The organism is Roseofilum acuticapitatum BLCC-M154 (assembly GCF_030068475.1).
GTDB classification, from domain to species: domain Bacteria; phylum Cyanobacteriota; class Cyanobacteriia; order Cyanobacteriales; family Desertifilaceae; genus Roseofilum; species Roseofilum acuticapitatum.
Map to the genome: position 1 here is coordinate 139,550 of NZ_JAQOSP010000116.1, position 17,416 is coordinate 156,965.

General features: G+C 44.9%; 23 protein-coding genes and 1 pseudogene. 16 read left to right on the plus strand and 8 right to left on the minus strand.

All coding sequences use genetic code 11. The annotated features are described in order from the left end of the window. The first annotated feature begins 1 nt into the window (after position 1). The 6 genes from PMG71_RS18835 (at position 2) to PMG71_RS18860 (ending at position 2,839) form a co-directional block, all read left to right on the plus strand. Positions 2–217 (plus strand): hypothetical protein, encoded by a 216-nt coding sequence (locus tag PMG71_RS18835; protein WP_283755262.1) that lies wholly within the window; start codon positions 2–4, stop codon positions 215–217. Positions 218–219: 2 nt separating this feature from the next. Further along, complete coding sequence (locus tag PMG71_RS18840) at positions 220–906, plus strand: GIY-YIG nuclease family protein (protein WP_283755263.1); 687 nt, start codon at positions 220–222, stop codon at positions 904–906. 4 nt (positions 907–910) lie between these two features. Continuing rightward, on the plus strand, positions 911–1,144 hold the full coding sequence (locus tag PMG71_RS18845; protein ID WP_283755264.1) for a type II toxin-antitoxin system HicB family antitoxin: 234 nt from the start codon (positions 911–913) through the stop codon (positions 1,142–1,144). Positions 1,145–1,165: 21 nt separating this feature from the next. After that, positions 1,166–1,402 carry a DUF433 domain-containing protein gene (locus tag PMG71_RS18850; protein ID WP_283755265.1) on the plus strand — a complete coding sequence of 79 codons (237 nt, stop codon included), beginning with the start codon at positions 1,166–1,168 and terminating at the stop codon, positions 1,400–1,402. Further along, a complete protein-coding gene (locus PMG71_RS18855) occupies positions 1,399–1,752 on the plus strand; it encodes a DUF5615 family PIN-like protein (RefSeq protein WP_283755266.1) in 354 nt (117 codons plus the stop codon). The genes PMG71_RS18850 and PMG71_RS18855 overlap by 4 nt, the downstream gene beginning before the upstream one ends. A gap of 151 nt (positions 1,753–1,903) precedes the next feature. After that, on the plus strand, positions 1,904–2,839 hold the full coding sequence (locus tag PMG71_RS18860; protein ID WP_283755267.1) for a hypothetical protein: 936 nt from the start codon (positions 1,904–1,906) through the stop codon (positions 2,837–2,839). A 92-nt stretch (positions 2,840–2,931) separates the two neighbouring features. Here PMG71_RS18860 and PMG71_RS18865 read toward each other — a convergent pair whose 3' ends face one another. Next, positions 2,932–3,549, minus strand: coding sequence for a Uma2 family endonuclease (locus PMG71_RS18865; protein ID WP_283755268.1), 618 nt, complete (start codon positions 3,547–3,549; stop codon positions 2,932–2,934). 85 nt (positions 3,550–3,634) lie between these two features. Between PMG71_RS18865 and prfB the strand changes: the two genes are divergently transcribed. Further along, a protein-coding gene (gene prfB, locus PMG71_RS18870; protein WP_347179329.1) for a peptide chain release factor 2 occupies positions 3,635–4,751 on the plus strand; the annotation gives its coding sequence in 2 pieces (ribosomal slippage) (positions 3,635–3,706 and positions 3,708–4,751; 1,116 coding nt in all). 159 nt (positions 4,752–4,910) lie between these two features. On the opposite strand, the gene PMG71_RS18875 is transcribed toward prfB, so the two are convergent. Next, the gene (locus PMG71_RS18875; protein ID WP_283755269.1) at positions 4,911–6,362 is read right to left on the minus strand and encodes a hypothetical protein; all 1,452 of its coding nucleotides are present in this window, start codon (positions 6,360–6,362) and stop codon (positions 4,911–4,913) included. A 67-nt stretch (positions 6,363–6,429) separates the two neighbouring features. Between PMG71_RS18875 and PMG71_RS18880 the strand changes: the two genes are divergently transcribed. Next, the gene (locus PMG71_RS18880) at positions 6,430–7,617 is read left to right on the plus strand and encodes an FAD-dependent monooxygenase (RefSeq protein WP_283755270.1); all 1,188 of its coding nucleotides are present in this window, start codon (positions 6,430–6,432) and stop codon (positions 7,615–7,617) included. Here PMG71_RS18880 and PMG71_RS18885 read toward each other — a convergent pair. Beyond that, positions 7,596–8,249 (minus strand): Crp/Fnr family transcriptional regulator, encoded by a 654-nt coding sequence (locus PMG71_RS18885; protein ID WP_283755271.1) that lies wholly within the window; start codon positions 8,247–8,249, stop codon positions 7,596–7,598. The genes PMG71_RS18880 and PMG71_RS18885 overlap by 22 nt on opposite strands. A gap of 151 nt (positions 8,250–8,400) precedes the next feature. On the opposite strand from PMG71_RS18885, the gene PMG71_RS18890 reads away from it, so the two are divergent. Continuing rightward, complete coding sequence (locus PMG71_RS18890; RefSeq protein ID WP_283755272.1) at positions 8,401–10,092, plus strand: serine/threonine protein kinase; 1,692 nt, start codon at positions 8,401–8,403, stop codon at positions 10,090–10,092. A 15-nt stretch (positions 10,093–10,107) separates the two neighbouring features. Here PMG71_RS18890 and PMG71_RS18895 read toward each other — a convergent pair whose 3' ends face one another. After that, a complete protein-coding gene (locus PMG71_RS18895) occupies positions 10,108–10,743 on the minus strand; it encodes a response regulator (RefSeq protein WP_283755273.1) in 636 nt (211 codons plus the stop codon). Positions 10,744–10,756: 13 nt separating this feature from the next. Then, positions 10,757–11,548, minus strand: coding sequence for an exodeoxyribonuclease III (gene xth, locus PMG71_RS18900; RefSeq protein ID WP_283755274.1), 792 nt, complete (start codon positions 11,546–11,548; stop codon positions 10,757–10,759). A gap of 240 nt (positions 11,549–11,788) precedes the next feature. Here xth and PMG71_RS18905 point away from each other — a divergent pair, with 240 nt between their 5' ends. Then, entirely contained in the window at positions 11,789–12,175 is a 387-nt protein-coding gene (locus PMG71_RS18905; protein WP_283755275.1) for a DUF2237 family protein, read from the plus strand. A 56-nt stretch (positions 12,176–12,231) separates the two neighbouring features. After that, positions 12,232–13,092 carry an Rpn family recombination-promoting nuclease/putative transposase gene (locus tag PMG71_RS18910; RefSeq protein ID WP_283755276.1) on the plus strand — a complete coding sequence of 287 codons (861 nt, stop codon included), beginning with the start codon at positions 12,232–12,234 and terminating at the stop codon, positions 13,090–13,092. Between the two features lie 141 nt (positions 13,093–13,233). Here PMG71_RS18910 and PMG71_RS18915 read toward each other — a convergent pair whose 3' ends face one another. Further along, positions 13,234–13,707, minus strand: coding sequence for a hypothetical protein (locus tag PMG71_RS18915; RefSeq protein ID WP_283755277.1), 474 nt, complete (start codon positions 13,705–13,707; stop codon positions 13,234–13,236). Positions 13,708–14,149: 442 nt separating this feature from the next. On the opposite strand from PMG71_RS18915, the gene PMG71_RS18920 reads away from it, so the two are divergent. The 5 genes and pseudogenes from PMG71_RS18920 to PMG71_RS18935 all read left to right on the plus strand — a co-directional run bounded on the left by PMG71_RS18920 (position 14,150) and on the right by PMG71_RS18935 (position 16,978). Next, entirely contained in the window at positions 14,150–14,653 is a 504-nt protein-coding gene (locus PMG71_RS18920; protein WP_283755278.1) for a cyclic nucleotide-binding domain-containing protein, read from the plus strand. Beyond that, a pseudogene (locus tag PMG71_RS24020) lies at positions 14,653–14,997 on the plus strand (cyclic nucleotide-binding domain-containing protein); the annotation flags it as partial. The gene PMG71_RS18920 and the pseudogene PMG71_RS24020, both read left to right, overlap by 1 nt. 39 nt (positions 14,998–15,036) lie before the next feature. Further along, the gene (locus tag PMG71_RS24025) at positions 15,037–15,726 is read left to right on the plus strand and encodes a Mo-dependent nitrogenase C-terminal domain-containing protein (protein ID WP_347179338.1); all 690 of its coding nucleotides are present in this window, start codon (positions 15,037–15,039) and stop codon (positions 15,724–15,726) included. A 90-nt stretch (positions 15,727–15,816) separates the two neighbouring features. After that, entirely contained in the window at positions 15,817–16,497 is a 681-nt protein-coding gene (locus tag PMG71_RS18930; RefSeq protein ID WP_283755280.1) for a GIY-YIG nuclease family protein, read from the plus strand. A 43-nt stretch (positions 16,498–16,540) separates the two neighbouring features. Further along, entirely contained in the window at positions 16,541–16,978 is a 438-nt protein-coding gene (locus PMG71_RS18935; protein ID WP_283755281.1) for a GNAT family N-acetyltransferase, read from the plus strand. A 47-nt stretch (positions 16,979–17,025) separates the two neighbouring features. On the opposite strand, the gene PMG71_RS18940 is transcribed toward PMG71_RS18935, so the two are convergent. After that, positions 17,026–17,232, minus strand: coding sequence for a DUF6887 family protein (locus tag PMG71_RS18940; RefSeq protein WP_283755282.1), 207 nt, complete (start codon positions 17,230–17,232; stop codon positions 17,026–17,028). Next, complete coding sequence (locus tag PMG71_RS24210) at positions 17,222–17,347, minus strand: DUF6888 family protein (protein WP_430540978.1); 126 nt, start codon at positions 17,345–17,347, stop codon at positions 17,222–17,224. The genes PMG71_RS18940 and PMG71_RS24210 overlap by 11 nt, the downstream gene beginning before the upstream one ends. Positions 17,348–17,416: the final 69 nt, after the last annotated feature.

Sequence of the window (17,416 nt, forward strand, 5' to 3'; positions counted from 1 at the left end):
TATGAGCTTATATGAGACAATGGACGAATTTCGTATTAAGATCAATCAACTGGTTGAGCAAATAGAAGAGGTCAGCAGTTCCTCTCAAACGCTTCCTTCAACAGATTTTGATCAACTAGGGCATAAATTCGCTGGATTAATGGAGAATTTGGAGGAAGCGCATGGTCAAATGCGAATGGCAACTGAGTTATTAGAAGAGATGATTAACACTTTATAGTTATGTCTCTAACAGAAGAAATTACAAATTTTCAAATTCGTATTAGGAATTTCTTAAAGTATGTCTATGCAATTGAGGAACTGTCCAAAGAATTAGGCTCCTGCCACACTCATGAAGTCCGCGAACGAATTGCCGAACTCCAAGATTTATGTCAGGGAGGAGTGTTTGATATTACACAACTTATTGAACAATTGCATGAAATAAACCGTCAATTAGGTTCAACACCTCCAGACAGCTTTAAGTCTGTATCCTCCATTGCAAAATCAAAAAATTCCCCTCTATCTTCTCGCACTAAGACTTCTACCCGTAAAATCGTTGGGCAGAACTCAGATTCTCTATTGTTCGCTAAAGACGAAATAAAAGGAGGAATCTTTAATGAGACTTGTGTTAATGAGATAGAGCCTCATCTCAAAGGAATTTACCATATCTGGGAATCTCCTGAAGTCCAATACGTCGGCAAATCAGACGACTGCATACGCGGGAGATTGGAAAAACATTTAAAGGGAGAAGGCAACAAAAGAATTGCCAAAGCGATTCGATCAGGTGCAGAATTAGTCTTTTCCTACTGGGAATCTCCCCATCCCACCTACGAAGAAGCTCTGGAGATCGCTAGACTTAAAAAGACCGGATTTTTGAATAATCAGAAGCGCGAAAGAAAACCCTTAATTATTTATTTAGATGATGATTAATGGAATGATGAAGATCGAGATTAAGCCACAAACCTTGCAAGATTATCTGAACATAAAGTATCCCATTACACTATACCCGGAAGCCGAGGGAGGGTATACGGTGGCGATCGCCGACTTACCCGGATGCATTTCCCAAGGAGATACCCTAGAAGAAGCGGTTGCCAATATCCAAGACGCTAAAACTGCCTGGATCGAAACCGCTTGGGAATGTGGCGATGACATTCCCTTACCCAGTTAGATCAATGACACTGAAACAATAATGAGTGAATCCCTCTTAGAACGTATTTCCATCGATCCTCACCTCTGTCATGGCAAACCCTGCATCCGAGGATTGCGTTACCCTGTGGAATTCTTGCTTGAGCTGCTCAGTTCCGGTATGACTCATGAAGAAATCTTGACTGACTATGATGATTTAGAAGAAGAGGACATTTTAGCCGTACTTTTATTTGCTGCTCGTCTAAGTCAAGTTAAAAGTATTTATCTGTTAGCCTCATGAAATTTCTAGTCGATGCTCAATTACCCATTAGACTGGCACGATGGCTACAATCTGCTGGTTATGATACATTACACACTCGTGATTTACCTCAACAGAATTCAACCCCCGATTCTGACATCAACCAGCTTTCTGTTCAAGAGCAGAGAATTGTAATCACAAAAGATAGTGATTTTGTTGACTCATTTTTACTTCAGCAACAACCGTATAAACTTCTGATGATTACTACCGGAAATATTAATAATACAGAACTTGAACGACTTTTTTATCAAAATCTACCGCAAATTGTCACCTTGTTTCAAATTCATAGCTACCTTGAACTCAATACCTCTGGGATTGTTGTGTATCAATAGTATATCTTCCCGATCGCCATGAGTCCATAACACTATCTGAACCACCACTATCCCATGACACTATACCCCGAAGCAGAGGGAGGGTATACGGTGGCGATCGCCCCAACTGTAATAAAATAGAGTATCAATCCTACTCAAACCCTCTCTTGTCGTGACGCGCCAACCCCACGATCAATTTGCCAAACAGTACCTAAAAGAACTACTCGAACCCCTGGGATTCGTAGAAATTAGCCGGGAAATTCCAGGGGAAACTCTGGCTATTGACCTGATTTTTGAGCCATCCCCTAAACCGCCAAACAACCCTCCAGCCTTGGGTTTACTCTCTCAACTGGCTTCTACTCCTTGTTTACTAGAACCCTATCGCAATTGTCCCAGCAACCCAGAAATTCGCAATTGTATTCTCAAGCTGTTCCATGTCCATGCCGAACTGCAACGTCAAGCCAAAAGGAAGCAGCGAACTCTGGAGGAAGAGCAATTGCCTCGATTATGGATTTTAACCCCCACGGCATCCCAGAGACTCTTGGAAGAGTTAGGTGCGAAGGCAGATACTGAGTATGAATATACAGGCATGTATCGACTACCCCAGATTAACCAAACCGGGATTATTGCCATCAACCAACTCCCAGAAATCCCAGAAACCTTATGGTTAAGGATGTTGGGGAAAGGAGGAACACAGAAAAGAGCCATTGAGCAAGTGCTGGAACTACCCAGAGAACATCCTCAACGGCGAAATATTCTACAGTTAGTGGGGATATGGCGAATTAATGTTGCTAGTAAAATAGAGTTAGAAACAGAAGAAAGGGAGTTAATTATGGAATTATCACCAGCCTATATAAAATGGCGAGAAGATACAATTCAAGAAGGGGTTCGACAAGGACTCCAACAAGGACTCCAACAAGGACTCCAACAAAGTGTTCAGCGACAACGCTTGATGCTTGAAGCTCTTTTAAGAACTCGGTTTGGTGAGTTGGATGAGGCGCTTTTAGGCATTATTGACGCTTTGTTAGTATTATCTCCGGATGAGTTTATGCCTTTGTGTTTGCAGTTATCCCGTGAGGAGTTGTTGGAGCGATTTGGCCGCCCGTAGTGAATTGTAGGGTGGGCAGGAGAAGCAGCGATATCATTCAACGTCTAGCGCAATCCCTGCCCACCTCACCCGACTCTACCCATTTGAAATGATTAACTGTTCTCCCCCCAAACCCGACACAAATTCAAGACAAAACCGGGTAAAACTTCCTCACCCAATAACTCCGTGGGATTAGACAAAACTTCGACTTCTAAACCCACTCGATAAACTTCCACTGTTCGATTTTTAGGATCGATCAACCAACCCAGTTTCGCTCCATTATCCATATACTCCTGCATTTTCTCTTGCAGGGACTTAAGAGTATCGGAAACAGAGCGCAATTCCACCACAAAATCCGGGCAAATATTGGCAAACGTTCCCTTTTGTTCCTCTGTGAGAGCATCCCAACGCTCTTGACTTATCCAAGAGGCATCCGGGGCGCGATTTGCACCATTGGGTAAAATGAAAGCAGTGGAAGAATCAAAAATTTCTCCTGGTTCAGCCGCATTGCACCACCATAGATACAACTCGCCAGAAATTCTGCTATTTCGTTTTCCACTTTCCCAACCTGTCGGTGGATTCACGATTAATTCTCCTTGTGCGGTTCTCTCTAGTTGTAAGTCTCGATTGCTGGCAGCGAGAGCTTCAAACTGTTCTTGAGTGACAGAGAGCTTTAGGCTTCTGGGTAACTCCAATAACAGGGTTTCGGGTTGGGGGGAAGTTTGTACCATGACCTCTCCTATTCTAGAGATGGGCTAGTTACAGTTTATGATATATAAATAAACGCGCAAAGAATTTAGACTGAATCAAAACCTTATGGATACGCTAACGCTCAAACGTGAAGTAGACTTGTTGTGCGATCGCCTGGGTAAAACCCAGGACTATCTTTGAGCTACCCATCCTCAACGCCAAAATCCAAGACCTGGAACAAGTCGCTTCTCAGCCGGAATTCTGGGATGATCAAGCCCAAGCCGGGCAAACCTTGCAAGAGCTAAACGACCTCAAATCCTCTCTGCAACAGTTTCAGGACTGGCAAGGCACACTAGAAGAGGCGAGGGCCATCTTGGAGTTGTTAGAGTTAGAAGCTGATGAATCACTACTCCAAGAGGCCCAATCTCATGTTTCCCATTTAAGTCACGATCTCGATCAATGGGAACTGCAACAATTGTTATCGGGAACCTACGATAAAAGTGGAGCAGTGCTAACCATCAATGCGGGAGCTGGGGGAACCGACGCTCAAGACTGGGCAGAAATGCTGCTCCGCATGTATGAGCGCTGGGGAAAGGCCCAAGGCTATAAAGTCCATCTGACAGAGATTTCGGAAGGGGACGAAGCGGGGATTAAATCCGCTACCCTAGAAATTGATGGGCGCTATGCCTACGGTTATCTGAAAGCAGAAAAAGGAACCCATCGGTTAGTGAGAATTTCGCCGTTTAATGCCAATGGCAAACGGCAAACCAGTTTTGCTGGGGTGGAAGTGATGCCGATTTTGAATGAAGAGGTAACACTGGACATCCCGGAAAAAGACTTGGAAATCACCACCTCTCGCTCTGGTGGAAAAGGCGGTCAAAATGTGAACAAGGTGGAAACAGCCGTTCGGATCGCTCACTTACCCACCGGTTTAGCGGTACGCTGTACTCAAGAGCGATCGCAACTTCAAAACAAAGAAAAAGCCCTAGCTCTGCTCAAAGCCAAATTACTGGTGATTGCCCAAGAACAACGGGCCCAGGAAATTGCCGACATTCGCGGCGATATGGTCGAAGCAGCTTGGGGAAATCAAATCCGAAATTATGTTTTTCATCCCTATCAAATGGTCAAAGATCTGCGTACCAACGTGGAAACTACCGCCATTACTGATGTCATGAATGGTGAGATTATGGACTTCATCGAAGCCTATTTACGCCAAGAAAACTCACTTATCGAAACCAACTAAACCCCAACTATAGCTAGTCTAAATGAGTTGTGCAACAGACAATGCCCTCTCCCTAATCCCTCTCCCGTGGGATTCTTGACTTTTTCCCCCTTCTCCTGCGGGAGAAGGGGTTGGGGGATGAGGGGCAGCCATTACATAACTCATGAGGTTTGCTATATATTACCCATGAGCCATCCTCTCCTTCCCCCGCTCATACAACACTCGCGCATAATCCGTCCAAGTTCCCTGTCCCCAATATCGAAAACAACTGGTTTCTAGCAGTAACACATAAAGCAGGCACTCTTGATAATCTTCCTGTTGTGTTACAGTCGGATCTTCTGCTACTAAAGCATCATATTTCTGATGAAATAAAGCACTTAACTGATGCATTGGCTCTAAAACATTTTCATACCCTTTCACCCAACTGAGATCGTTCGTCCAAGAAGCTCCATCAAGATGAAATTTGGGATCGGTTTCCTGTAGGTCACTTAACACCATTTTCACTTTCTCTGGTGTGACATTATCTCCCACTTTTTGCCAGATTTTATGTTGCTGGACTGCCTGACAAACGGGATAACTTTCTGGCTTAACCCCCGCATTTTCGAGTAGCTCTAAATATTCTGTCCCATTTAAGCCCACTACGCCATTTTTTTCTTGACCATTCCCTTTAATTTCATCCCAGACTGGAATAAAATCGCGGGGATATTCGTTCATCATCACGCCCCCATTCTCACCATCGGCAATTTGGGTAACACAACTGGGGATCTCTACATCACCCAAAGTTCTTCTAGAGCGCGTTTTTGCTTCATGATAAGGTTGCATTTGCGCTACTAACTTTGTATCTGAACCTTGGGTTTTAATCAGAGCGGTAATCTGGATTTCTTGCCCTTGGGAATTGCGAGCTATTAAACAATTGGGAATATATTTATCATCCTGATTTAATGGACTTCCGTTCAATTGTTCTACAGAATGTTCCTGCACCAATAACCAGCGATAGCCACATTCTTTCAAAGCTTTAATATATTCATAGAGGGTATCAGGATGGTTGGGAAGATGCATTTCTGGCGGAGAAAATCCCTTCACTCGCTTGAGGGCATCTGTACCAAAAATTGCCCTAAATTGATGCTGCCAAGCCAAGATATGCAGTTTAATATCGGGAATGGGTGTAGAGGGAACAACCGCATGACTCCACATTGTCCCCAACCATTCTACACAATCAGAATGAGGGGATTTTGTCAAGGTTTTTAAGGACTCTAGAATATCCTCACGCCCCATTTGTTGTAATCCCCACAGGAGGTTACCCGAATAATCTAACATGATGCGCGGATGACAGCCTTGATTGACTAATTTGGGGATAAATTCTCCCATCCGTTGATAACACCAAGCGAAGGGAGCTGCATTATGATTATCACCTTCTTGGGGATGGTCAAACATATAGTGTAAATTGCTGATTAATGCACTATTTTCGCCTGCGGGAATGGTGGGTTGATGCATATGTAGGGCACAGGCAAAGGCGGCACTTATTTGGTTGAGATTCCAGGGAGTAGAGCCATAGATGGGGGTTTGCTCTTGGACAAGGGCGCTGATTTCTGCTTCAGAACCACAGATGGGAGGTAAGGAGATTGGAGTCATAGTATTTAGACCAAGATTGGAGTTTTGACTTAAAATTATTTTAGTCTTTATTTATAGGGTATCAGTCATGACCCCAAAAGTAATTATTATTGGTGGTGGTATTGGTGGTTTAACTTGTGCCATTGCTGCTTTACAAGCAGGATTTGAGGTAGAAGTCTATGAAAAACGCACATGGGAAGGCATGGTATCGGGTGCTGGAGGTATTTTTATCCAACGTAATGCTATGACTGTGTATGCTCAATTGGGGTTGTCTCAGGTACTTTATGAAAAAGGAGGAAAAATCGAGAAAGGGGGATTTAGCAATTATCAAGGAAAACCATTGTATATTAACTCGCCTGAGTTTGTTAATTGCTCGGATTTAGGGGTTTGTCTGAGTCGTCCTGCATTACAGAGTCTGTTATCTGATGGGCTACCGTCAGGAATTCTAAAAACTGAAAAGAAGTTTGTCAATTTTAGGGAAAGGGATGAAAAAATAGAGGTTGATTTTGAGGATGGGGATTCAACTTGGGGTGATGTTTTGGTGGGTGCGGATGGACTCTATTCTCAAGTGCGGGCATCTTTGAACTCAGATTCGGTGCTGGAGGAGCCTATCTATAGTGGGATGCGCTGTTGGCGGGGATGTTTTAACCCGGAAGGAATTGAGTTTAATCGAGAATATAGTTGGATGGAATACTGGGGAATAGGCGATCGCTTCGGCTATTTTACCATTGGCGACGGTCAATGCTCCTTTTATGCCTTTGATAATATGCCGCTAGAGACTCCTGGCAGTGAACCGGGAACCCGCAAAGCTCTATTGCGCCAAATCTTTCAACACTATAGCTCACCGGTTCCTGAGATTATTGAGGCTCTTGAAGAAACCGATATTTATGAAGATAATATTTATGACCGTCCGCCTTTATCTTCAGTTTGGGGTCATGATCGAGTTACCCTAATTGGAGATGCGGCTCATCCTGTGCAACCTAATCTTGGTCAAGGGGGATGCATGGCGATTGAAGATGCCTATGAGTTAGTGTATTCAATGCAAACTTGTGCAGATTTATCTCAAGTTGCCCCAAGTTTACGGGAATTCGAGCAACGCCGTACACCACGGGTTACCCAAGTGTTTGCTACTTCGCGCCAAATTGGTTCTTTAGGGCAATTAGAAAATCCCCTAAGTTGTCAGTTGCGGAACTGGATTTATCGTTTAACCCCGACTTGGTTAGGGGATTTACAGTTTAAGTGGTTGTTTGATTATCAACCTTCTGGGAGGGTTTGATATCCAGTCTGTTGCAGGGTAATGTAACGCTGGGAGTCTAGGGTTAGCCATTCATCTTGACGCAATTCTTTCATTAACCGAGTGACGGTTACCCGTGTTGTACCGATTGTATTGGCTAAGTTTTGATGGGTTAATTTAATGGGTAGGCGTATCCCTTGGTTGTCTTCGGTGGGTTGGCCCATTTCCTGGGCTAATAATAGTAATAATTGTTCTAAGCGTTCTTTGACACGCCGATGAGTGACTAAAGCGAGAATGGATTCCGTTTGCCGTAGACGACGGTTTAATTCATGCCATAAACTCCTGGAGAGGAGGGGAGATTTTTCTACCTCAGTGAGACTAAAGCGCATTAAACTGACAGAGGAGAGGGCGATAGCTTGATAGCTCTCAATCCTGGTTAAGGGTAGGCCGAAGGGCATGGAAGGAACGGCAAAGCCTAATAGAGATTCTTCTCCATTGGTCTGAATTGCACTTAAACTGACGACTCCCCGACAGACGACCCAAAGATCATTAGAATGGAGGGGGATGAGTTGCCCACCAGTAAAGTCTACTAAACTGCGACCTTGGTAGAGGTCTTCGAGCAGTTGACGGAACTGGATTTGAGGATTAGGGGTAGGCAGAAATGAAGAAACCATGCCACAGTTGAGGTCGTGTTGTGAATATCAGCTTGCTTGTCAGTCTAGGATATTCGGTTCACGAATAGGTAATCTTCAGGTTAAGCTTTGGTATATCCTGTGCTATACACTGATGTTGGGTTATTGGTAATGGGTAATTGTATTGTGAAATATGGTTAAAAGCTTACAGGCAGGAAAATATACCCTTGATGAGGAACTGGGTCAAGGTGGGTTTGGATTAACGTTTAAGGCAACTCATCATTATTTACACCAGGTGGTGGTGATTAAAACCCTGAATCAGTCTATCCGCAAACAGCCGAATTTTCAGGAGTTTGTGCAGAAGTTTCAGGATGAGGCTCGCCGGTTGGCTTTGTGCGTGCATCCGCATATTGTGCGGGTGAGTGATTTTTTTACGGAAGATGGGATGCCCTATATGGTGATGGATTATATTCCAGGGCCGACGTTAGGGGAGTTGGTGTATCCCGATCGCCCCTTAAATGAGGCAGTCGCCATTCATTATATCCGTCAAATGGGAGCAGCGCTAGAGGTGGTGCATCAGAAGGGCTTGTTGCATCGAGATATTAAGCCCCAAAATATCCTCTTGCGGGAAGGAACCCAAGAAGTAGTCTTGATTGATTTTGGGATTGCACGGGAATATGAGCAAAATTTGACCCAAACCCATACCAGTTTGGTTTCGGAAGGTTATGCTCCTATCGAGCAGTATATGCGATCGCAGCGTCGCAGCGCCGCCACCGATGTCTATGGACTCGCAGCTACCCTGTATACGCTACTGACGGCCAGAATACCTGTCGCTTCTATTTTACGCGATCGCCACCAAATGCCCAGCCCCAGAGACCTACAACCCTCTCTGAGTCCTGCGGTTAACCAAGCGGTGCTGCGGGGAATGGCTCTCAATGTTGAAGACCGACCCCAAACCATTGCAGAATGGCTCAACTTATTACCCCAAACCTCACTAACTGCCATTCCGACTACACCTCAACCTCCCGCCCTCTCATCCACCAGCCAAGCGGCAACTATTGCCCTGGTTCCCCCATCCCCACCCCATCAGAATATCCCTGGTGCATCAGCAACAGTGCAACCGAGAACCTCCACAGAGTCTCGGCCATCTATAGCGCTGCCCTTACTGGTTTTAGTGGCGATCGCTGCTTTAATAGGAGGCATAACCGCCACCCTACAATTGGCCAACCGTCCCTCTGACCCCGTTTCCTCCCCCAGTCCCCAACCCTCCCCCAGCCCAACCCCAACCCCTGAGCCGTCCCCCTCTCCCTCTCCCACTCCTGAACCCGCGCCCTCTCCCCTACCGACTCCTACGCCTACCCCAGCCCCAGCCCCCGTCCCTACCCCTGCACCAGCCCCCGTCCCTACCCCAGCCCCAGCCCCCGTCCCTACTCCAGCCCCAGCCCCCGTCCCTACTCCCACACCCCAACCCGCCGAACCCACGCCCCCTCCCATAGCTAGGGGATTTCCGCCCGGAACCTCAGAAGCCCAAATCCTAGAAGCCTTTGGAGAACCGAGCCAAACCACTTCCGGACTCTGGGGAACGGACGCAATCAGCTATGATTTAGGCACAATTAAATTGGGGTATTTACTCGATCCCAATAGTCGCCAAATTCGCCAAACCGAAGTCTCTTTTGATCCAAATATCGATCGATTTATCAGCCGGGTGATTGTCAATGGCATGTTAGGCAGCAATGCCCCTCTAGAAGTGATCGATGAATTTGAGCAAGTGCGCCAAGGTCAAGAACAATACTATGAGTTTTCCCATGAGAACTTTAGGGGCGTAATTGAACGGGAAAGTGATGGCCGCATTTATGTGGGGGTTTGGGATCGGCAGTTAAAGTAATGGATACCCGTTGGACTAGGAAAACTTAGTATTGATCAGGATAGCCGCTTGAGTGCGATCGCGCACATTTAAGCGACTTAAAATATTAGCCACATGGTTTTTCACCGTGCGCTCGGAAATATACAAAGTTTGGGCAATTTCCCGGTTACTATAACCCGCACCAATCAGCTTTAATACTTCCTGTTCTCTTGGAGTCAACAGTTGTAATTCGGGTGGCGCTGAATTCACCTCTGGTTCCGGTTGAGCAGTGAGCATTTTTTCTAATAATCCTGGCCCCAAATGGGTATAGCCTTTATAAACTGCTCGAATAGCTGCGGCTAAATCTTCTGAAGGCGTATCCTTTAATAAATAGCCCTTCGCGCCATAGCGCACGGCTTGGCTCACATACTCATCATCATCAAAGGTAGTTAAGACGAGAACCTTAATCTGGGGACACTGTTCTTGCAGCACTTTCGTAGCTGCAACACCGTCCATGACAGGCATCCGCACATCCATTAATACCACATCGGGTTGTAAAGATATGGCTTGTTCAACACCCATTTTGCCATTTTCAGCCGTTCCTATCACTTCGAGATCGGGTTTGGTTTGGAGGAGGCTACATAACCCTTCTCGGACTAAGCTTTGATCGTCTACTAATAATATTCTAATCATGAAAAAAGAGGGATTAAAACTCCACAATTACAGGGGTATGATCGCTGGGTTTGGGTAAGTGTCGAGGTTCGATATCAATGATACAGTCTGAAGCGCGATCGCCTAATGGAGCCGATAAATAATGATGATCGATCCGCCAACCTCGCTGACGCTTAAAGGAGTTTTGGCGATAATCCCACCAGGTATATTGACCTTCTTCTTGGTTGAATTTACGGAAAGCATCGGCTAATCCTAAATTGAGAATGCGTTGCAAGGCTTCCCTTTCCTTGGCAGTTGTACCGGTTTTTTGGCTATTGGGGGAGACTTCAAAATGCACATCTCTATCTTCGGGCACAATGTTAAAATCACCACAAATACATAAGCCTTGGGGATGGCGCTTCAGGAGGAGATCGAGATAATCTTGTAGAAGGGAGAGCCAATCTAGTTTATAGAAATATTTATCACTCTCAAAGTCGCCGCCATTGGGTACATAAACGGTGATGATGCGGATATCGTCTAAAACGCCGGTAATTAAGCGCTTTTGCTCGTCAAACTCCCCTACCCGATCCGCGCCTAAAATGGGGGTAAAACCGGTACTGACATCGGAAAGGGGCGATCTCGTAATCAGAGCAACACCATTATAGGACTTCTGGCCAGAGACATAAACCTGATATCCTGCCTCTTCAAAAGGCGATCGCGGAAACAGATCGTCAATCACCTTTGTTTCCTGCAACCCCAACACATCTACCGGGTTATCTCGCAGCCAATTAACAACTATATCCAGTCGGGTACGAATCGAGTTAACATTCCAAGTGGCAATTTTCATCAACAACGGGGGTAAGAAGATGATCCCCTAGAATTGTAGCGGAATCAGGTACAGATCCATAATATCAAGTCCGGTTAATTTGTTAAGAAGCGGGCAAGATGCCCGCACTCCTCGAATTCTTTGATATGACTGGAGTGGGAGCATCTTGCTCCCTACATTTTAATTAGGGTATTTAAGCGAACTTGATATAACTCTTGACGAAGGCTTAAAATAAACCCAAAAGTGACTCCATTAACCCCCATGTCTGAAACCCAATCTGAAGCCAAAAATGTATTCGGTGAACCCTTACAAACCTGTTGCACCGATCCGATGACGGGATATTATCGTACCGGATATTGTGAAACCGGGCCGGGAGATTTCGGGCTGCATGTGGTTTGTGCAAAGGTGACCGACGAATTTCTAGAGTATACCCGCAAGCAGGGCAATGACCTCAGTACCCCCGTACCGATCTATGGGTTTCCGGGGCTTAAAAGTGGCGATCGCTGGTGTTTATGCGCCTCCCGTTGGCAAGAAGCCCTCGAAGCTGGCGTTGCCCCTCCCGTAGTTCTATCCGCTACCCACCTCAACACCTTAGCCGTGATTCCATTAGAATTGCTGAAAGAGTATGCTGTTGATGGAGAAGCTTAACCCAATGTAAGTGTAGAATGATAGATGATCTTCAACTTTAGCTCTCGGTTCAGATTGTGGCTTTTGACAACACCTGTAAATTCCTGGCAACCCAAAACCCAATTAGTTTTGTCCGTTGGCTGCTTCCCCAAGTCAACGCCAGTAATGTGCAAGTCATTAAAACAGAACTCTCTACTGAACCGGTTCGTGCTGACTCCCTAATTTTACTCAAAGCTGCCGATACTATTCTACATCTGGAATTTGAGCGCGTTCCTAAAGCTGACCCCCCTTTACCAGAGCGAATGATCGACTATTGGCTCAGGCTTTATCGCAAATATCACTGTACCATTGAGCAAGTGGTCATTTTCCTGAAACAGACCAACTCACCAGAAGTCTTTGTCGATCGCTTCCAAGTCCAAAATACCATTCACAGATATCGCGTCCTCCGTCTGTGGGAACAAGACCCCGCTCCTTTCCTCAGTGATGCTGCTCTGCTTCCCCTCGCGCCTCTAACCCGTAGCAATACACCGCGAGATCTGCTACAACAGGTAGCAGAGGCCACGCGCAAAATTCCTGACCCTAATCAACGCAAAGAAATCATCGCCTGCACTGCTATTATGTCTGGACTCATTCACAACCCGGAAATTATTCAAGACCTCTTCCGCGAAGATTTGCTAGAAGACTCCTCTTTCTATCAATTTATCCTGCAAAAAGGAATGAAAGAAGGGGTTAAACAAGGTCGCCAAGAAGGTCTGAAACAAGGTCGTCAGGAAGCGGTCTTAATGATGTTACGCCAGAAAATTGGCACGATCGCAGCAGAGACGGAAGAGAAAATTTATGATCTTTCATTTACCCAACTCCAAGGGTTAATGGAAGCGATGCCTAACTTCCAACAACAGCAGGACTTAACTGAATGGCTTGCTAGTCTACCCCAATGACCGTTGATGAAGCCTTAACTTGGGTGGAAACGATCTGATCCGCATTTATGACCAGTTACAGTGTGCGAGTGAACCCGTCGCTGTGATTGACCAGTTTTTAAACGCATTCTAAACCGGATCAGATCATTGAGGAGAGAAACATCACTCTTCTGGGTTATCTGGCTCTTGTGCTGATGTAGCCATTTCATCCACTACTGTTTGAAAAGAGGGCAAAGATTCGGTTGTTACAGCTTGAGTCAACAATTCTGCCAGCACTTCCAAGTTGGCGATCGCCTTCACTTGCTCTTTTAACTCGGCTGGAACCTCCACAAAACGGACTTCCAAAATGCGAAGGATAGCTTCTTGTCGTTCCTCAGCGCGTCCTTCTTCGCGTCCTTCTTCGCGTCCTTTCTCAATTCCAAAGCGTTCAATACTGGTAATGTAAGGCATGACTTTCTCCTTCTCTAAGGTTTCCATTTCTGCCCATAACCGCCGCTCTTCTGGTTCTGGAAGTTCCATCAGCCAGTCGATGAGCCGAAATAGCTCTACTATATCCTGGCGGGATAATCCTCGTTCATAGAGGCTTTTGACTAACCTAAGTTTGTTTGGATAGCCATTTTCTGGGTTTTCACCCATGGCTTGAGCGGCTCTATGAGCTTGAACTATGGCCGCAAAGGGGTTTGGGTCACTCTCTAGTTCACTGATATTGTAGTCTAGAAGCTTGACTATGGGAAAGTTTAAGCTCGACTTGCATCCCCACAGTTTTCGTTTGTAGCGATGGGGTCTCCAGGAGGCTCGCTCGTCGGCTAAGACGGCTAAACTTGGGCGGGTTTAGGAAAGTTATTTGTGGGTGTCCTAAATTTGGGTTAAACCCGCCCCTACTCGACGATAGGTGTCGAAGAGCCTAGAGTTATAAATATACATGCGCTCGGCAAATTCCGATTGGGGCTGAGATTGGACTTCGATTCGATTTACTGATCCAGAAGCTTAACCCATGACTTGGGATGTTTTCCCTACTGCTCAGAACCTAGACGACATGGTAGCTTAGAAACAGGCCGTTTCAATTCCTTTAAAGCCTATGGTGACTGATACAGGCGATCGCACAACCCTCACACTCAGTGTGGCAGACCGACTCAAATTTTTAACGGAGCTGGTGATCTTCCAGGATCTGGCTCAAACGGAGTTTATGGAACAATTAGCGACTCATCTAGAACAGGTGCAGTTTCCCGCAGACCATACCATTTTTGCCCAGGGCGATCGCGGGGACTTACTCTATATTCTCTTTTCCGGTCGGGTCAAAGTCCATTTTGATGAGGTGCAACTGGCCGAACTCGGCCCTGGATCGTATTTTGGTGAAATGGCGATCTTTGAATCCCGGCCGCGATCGGCTTCAGTGACAACCCTAGACCCCTCTCAATGTCTGGTTTTAACCCAAGAACAAGTTTATCAAGCCATTAAAGAACGGCCCAAAATAGCTATCAAAATGATTAATGTTCTCTGCCAACGGGTGCGTAAACTCAATCGCCTGTTTGGAGCCTCTGAAGACCTCTTTTATAACCAGGTACAACAGCAAGTCTTATGATGATTTCTACACAGTCTCTTGAACTCATTCAAGATCTTCCTATTTTTAGCAACATTGAAGACAAGAAAAATAAGTTTTTAACGGAAATTACCAAGCAACTGGGAGAAATTGAATTTCCGGCCGGTCACACCATTTTTCGCCAAGATGAAACCGGTTCCTATCTTTATATTCTGGTATCTGGCGAAGTAGAAGTTCATATCGGGGGGCTGAGACTGGCCCATCTGAAACCGGGGGACTATTTTGGAGAAATGTCGGTTTTGGATGCCCAATCCCATTCTGCTTCAGTGACAGCCCTAGAACAGTGCAAATGTTTGGTGTTATCTCAAAAAGATCTCTATTCAGCGATCGAAAAATATCCAGAATTAGGATTAAATATTATTCGCATGTTGTGCGCAAGAGTGCGTATTCTCAACCATCATATTACTGCCTGGCTGAGAGGTTTACTAACCATTGCCTGGGCAGATGGTGAATATAATCCAGAGGAGAAAGAATTAATTGCTGAATTAATTAAAGATGAGTTGGGGAGTAATATTAATTTGGGTTCCCTAAAACCGATTACCGGTGAAGAATTAGCAGCCGTTTTAGGAAGACAAACTTCAGTGGCGGAGAATTTCCTGCGGACTGGGGTGATTATGGCCTTGGCTAATGGAACTTATTCAGAAGATGAAGACCGAGTGTTACAGCAATATTGTGCAGCTCTAGAACCCTCTAGTGAAGTATTAGATGTGCTGAAGTTTTTATTGATTACTTCAGAAAGTTTACCGGAACAAAAACGCCAAGCGCTCATTGAGAAGTTGCAAGCCACTTTTCCACAAGGTGATGTTTTGCATCCGGTGCGCGAGTGGTTAGATGGGTTGGATATTAATACGCCTTATATGGCGAGATTTCTCTGTAAAATGATTCCTCCCCAATGTCCGTTTGAACGGGATATTAAGCTGTTTGGCCATAAAATTGTCCATATTCCACCCATGTGTAAGTTAAATCCCCTTTATGAGCAGTTGGTGGGCTTGCGTTTCCGCGCTTTGTCTTATCTGGCAGATGATTGTAAAGAGGATATTTCGCGATATATTTAACCTGAGTTGAGGTAAATAATTTTTAAAAACAACCAACTTTTTATATAGGTTGGTTAAACTAGAGACAAAGAAAACCGAGGATATTAACGAATGGCCAACCAAATCGAACAGAAACAAGATGATGACGTACAGCTTGTTCCAGTTTTTACTAGCCTGACTATCCAAAAACTGGTGAAAACAAACCTTAAACATCTACAGGACTTACCCGAATTGCCAGGTATTTACTTCGCGGTTGATAGTGGGTATCGCGTTCATTACGTTGGAATAAGCACAACCAACCTATCCGAACGGTTGCAAAATCATGATAAATTAGTGGATTTCAAGCGATCAAACGTTCAATATATTGCTTATAGGACATGCTTTGATAATGAAGATTTAGAGAAAATGGAAGCTCAAGCGATTTCCTACTTTAACCCTCCCCTAAATAGCAACAAAATTGACTTAACACCCATTGTCGATCTGGGAATTAACGAACTCGATTTATTAGAGCGTTATGCAGAATTAAAACGGCAACAAAAAGCAATTGAGCTTGAGCTTGAGGCGTATAAACCCAATGTCCTGTCTATTATCCAAGCGGCCGGAGGAAAGATTCAAGGAACTGGATATACCGCCTCTACACAAGTTAAACCTAAATGGCTGTATTCTCAGGAATTAGAAGATTTAGCTAACGAAGTTAAAGTTAGGCAGAAAGAAGAGCGGGATAACAACATTGCAACTTATGAAGAAGTCACAACCTTTCCGGTCATTCGTATTTCACAAGAGGACGTTTAAGAACAATTAAGTTGAATGTTTCTGGGGCATAAGGCAATCGAAGATGAATGTGGTGATTGAGCGAGTTTCTTATGGGGAACAAGGGGAGGCGATCGCCTCTATTCGCATAGAAGTGTTTCAAAACGAACAAAAAGTTGATCCGAGTTTAGAGTTTGATGGCTTAGATGAACAAGCGGATCATCTCCTCGCTTATCTGGAATCTAAACCCGTGGGAACCGCGAGGGTACGACAGCTCAATGCTGAAACCGCAAAAATTGAACGGTTGGCGGTTTTGGCTCCGTTTCGCGGTCAAGGAATTGGGCGAAAATTAATGCAAACTGCCCTAGAACTGACTCAATCTTATGGGGTAAACGAGGTGATTATCACGGCTCAACTCTATGTTCAATCTCTTTACGATCAGCTTGGATTTATACCAGAAGGGGAAGCGTTTGTAGAAGCGGGAATGCCTCATATAAAGATGCGGAAAAAATTCCATGACTAAGGAAGCGTTGGGGAAATAAGACCAATGGCAGTTAGAGGTGGATTCTACTATAAATTATTCTGACCTTTCTGGATATGACGATACTGCTCAAAAAGTATAGAAAACTCTTGAGCATCAACCTCTCCATAGACTTGATTCTGGGGGACTGCATCAACTCGATCCATCAATGCTTCAAATGCGGCTTGGTCATTTCTATGCTCTAGAACATACTTTTGAAGTTCTCTGATCGTCATCCCCTCAAAATCAGACTTCATTAACAAACCTCCAATTTCCATTTGGGTAAATTTCAATTATCATTTCTTCTCCTATAAGGAGAATGACATTTCCTGTTCTCTCATCTAAACGCACCATATCCACAGAACGGTACATGCTTGTGAGATTCTGGCAAATCTGAAAACATCGAAGTGCCTGTTGAATTGTTGGCAAGTATCTGACTCC

Coding starts and splice junctions, on each gene's coding strand:
- PMG71_RS18835 (WP_283755262.1), top strand. CDS start 2: ATGAGCTTATATGAGACAATGGACGAATTTCGTATTAAGATCAATCAA.
- PMG71_RS18840 (WP_283755263.1), top strand. CDS start 220: ATGTCTCTAACAGAAGAAATTACAAATTTTCAAATTCGTATTAGGAAT.
- PMG71_RS18845 (WP_283755264.1), top strand. CDS start 911: ATGATGAAGATCGAGATTAAGCCACAAACCTTGCAAGATTATCTGAAC.
- PMG71_RS18850 (WP_283755265.1), top strand. CDS start 1,166: ATGAGTGAATCCCTCTTAGAACGTATTTCCATCGATCCTCACCTCTGT.
- PMG71_RS18855 (WP_283755266.1), top strand. CDS start 1,399: ATGAAATTTCTAGTCGATGCTCAATTACCCATTAGACTGGCACGATGG.
- PMG71_RS18865 (WP_283755268.1), bottom strand. CDS start 3,549: ATGGTACAAACTTCCCCCCAACCCGAAACCCTGTTATTGGAGTTACCC.
- PMG71_RS18875 (WP_283755269.1), bottom strand. CDS start 6,362: ATGACTCCAATCTCCTTACCTCCCATCTGTGGTTCTGAAGCAGAAATC.
- PMG71_RS18880 (WP_283755270.1), top strand. CDS start 6,430: ATGACCCCAAAAGTAATTATTATTGGTGGTGGTATTGGTGGTTTAACT.
- PMG71_RS18885 (WP_283755271.1), bottom strand. CDS start 8,249: ATGGTTTCTTCATTTCTGCCTACCCCTAATCCTCAAATCCAGTTCCGT.
- PMG71_RS18890 (WP_283755272.1), top strand. CDS start 8,401: ATGGTTAAAAGCTTACAGGCAGGAAAATATACCCTTGATGAGGAACTG.
- PMG71_RS18895 (WP_283755273.1), bottom strand. CDS start 10,743: ATGATTAGAATATTATTAGTAGACGATCAAAGCTTAGTCCGAGAAGGG.
- xth (WP_283755274.1), bottom strand. CDS start 11,548: ATGAAAATTGCCACTTGGAATGTTAACTCGATTCGTACCCGACTGGAT.
- PMG71_RS18905 (WP_283755275.1), top strand. CDS start 11,789: ATGTCTGAAACCCAATCTGAAGCCAAAAATGTATTCGGTGAACCCTTA.
- PMG71_RS18915 (WP_283755277.1), bottom strand. CDS start 13,707: ATGGGTGAAAACCCAGAAAATGGCTATCCAAACAAACTTAGGTTAGTC.
- PMG71_RS18920 (WP_283755278.1), top strand. CDS start 14,150: ATGGTGACTGATACAGGCGATCGCACAACCCTCACACTCAGTGTGGCA.
- PMG71_RS24025 (WP_347179338.1), top strand. CDS start 15,037: ATGTTGTGCGCAAGAGTGCGTATTCTCAACCATCATATTACTGCCTGG.
- PMG71_RS18930 (WP_283755280.1), top strand. CDS start 15,817: ATGGCCAACCAAATCGAACAGAAACAAGATGATGACGTACAGCTTGTT.
- PMG71_RS18935 (WP_283755281.1), top strand. CDS start 16,541: ATGAATGTGGTGATTGAGCGAGTTTCTTATGGGGAACAAGGGGAGGCG.
- PMG71_RS18940 (WP_283755282.1), bottom strand. CDS start 17,232: ATGAAGTCTGATTTTGAGGGGATGACGATCAGAGAACTTCAAAAGTAT.
- PMG71_RS24210 (WP_430540978.1), bottom strand. CDS start 17,347: ATGTACCGTTCTGTGGATATGGTGCGTTTAGATGAGAGAACAGGAAAT.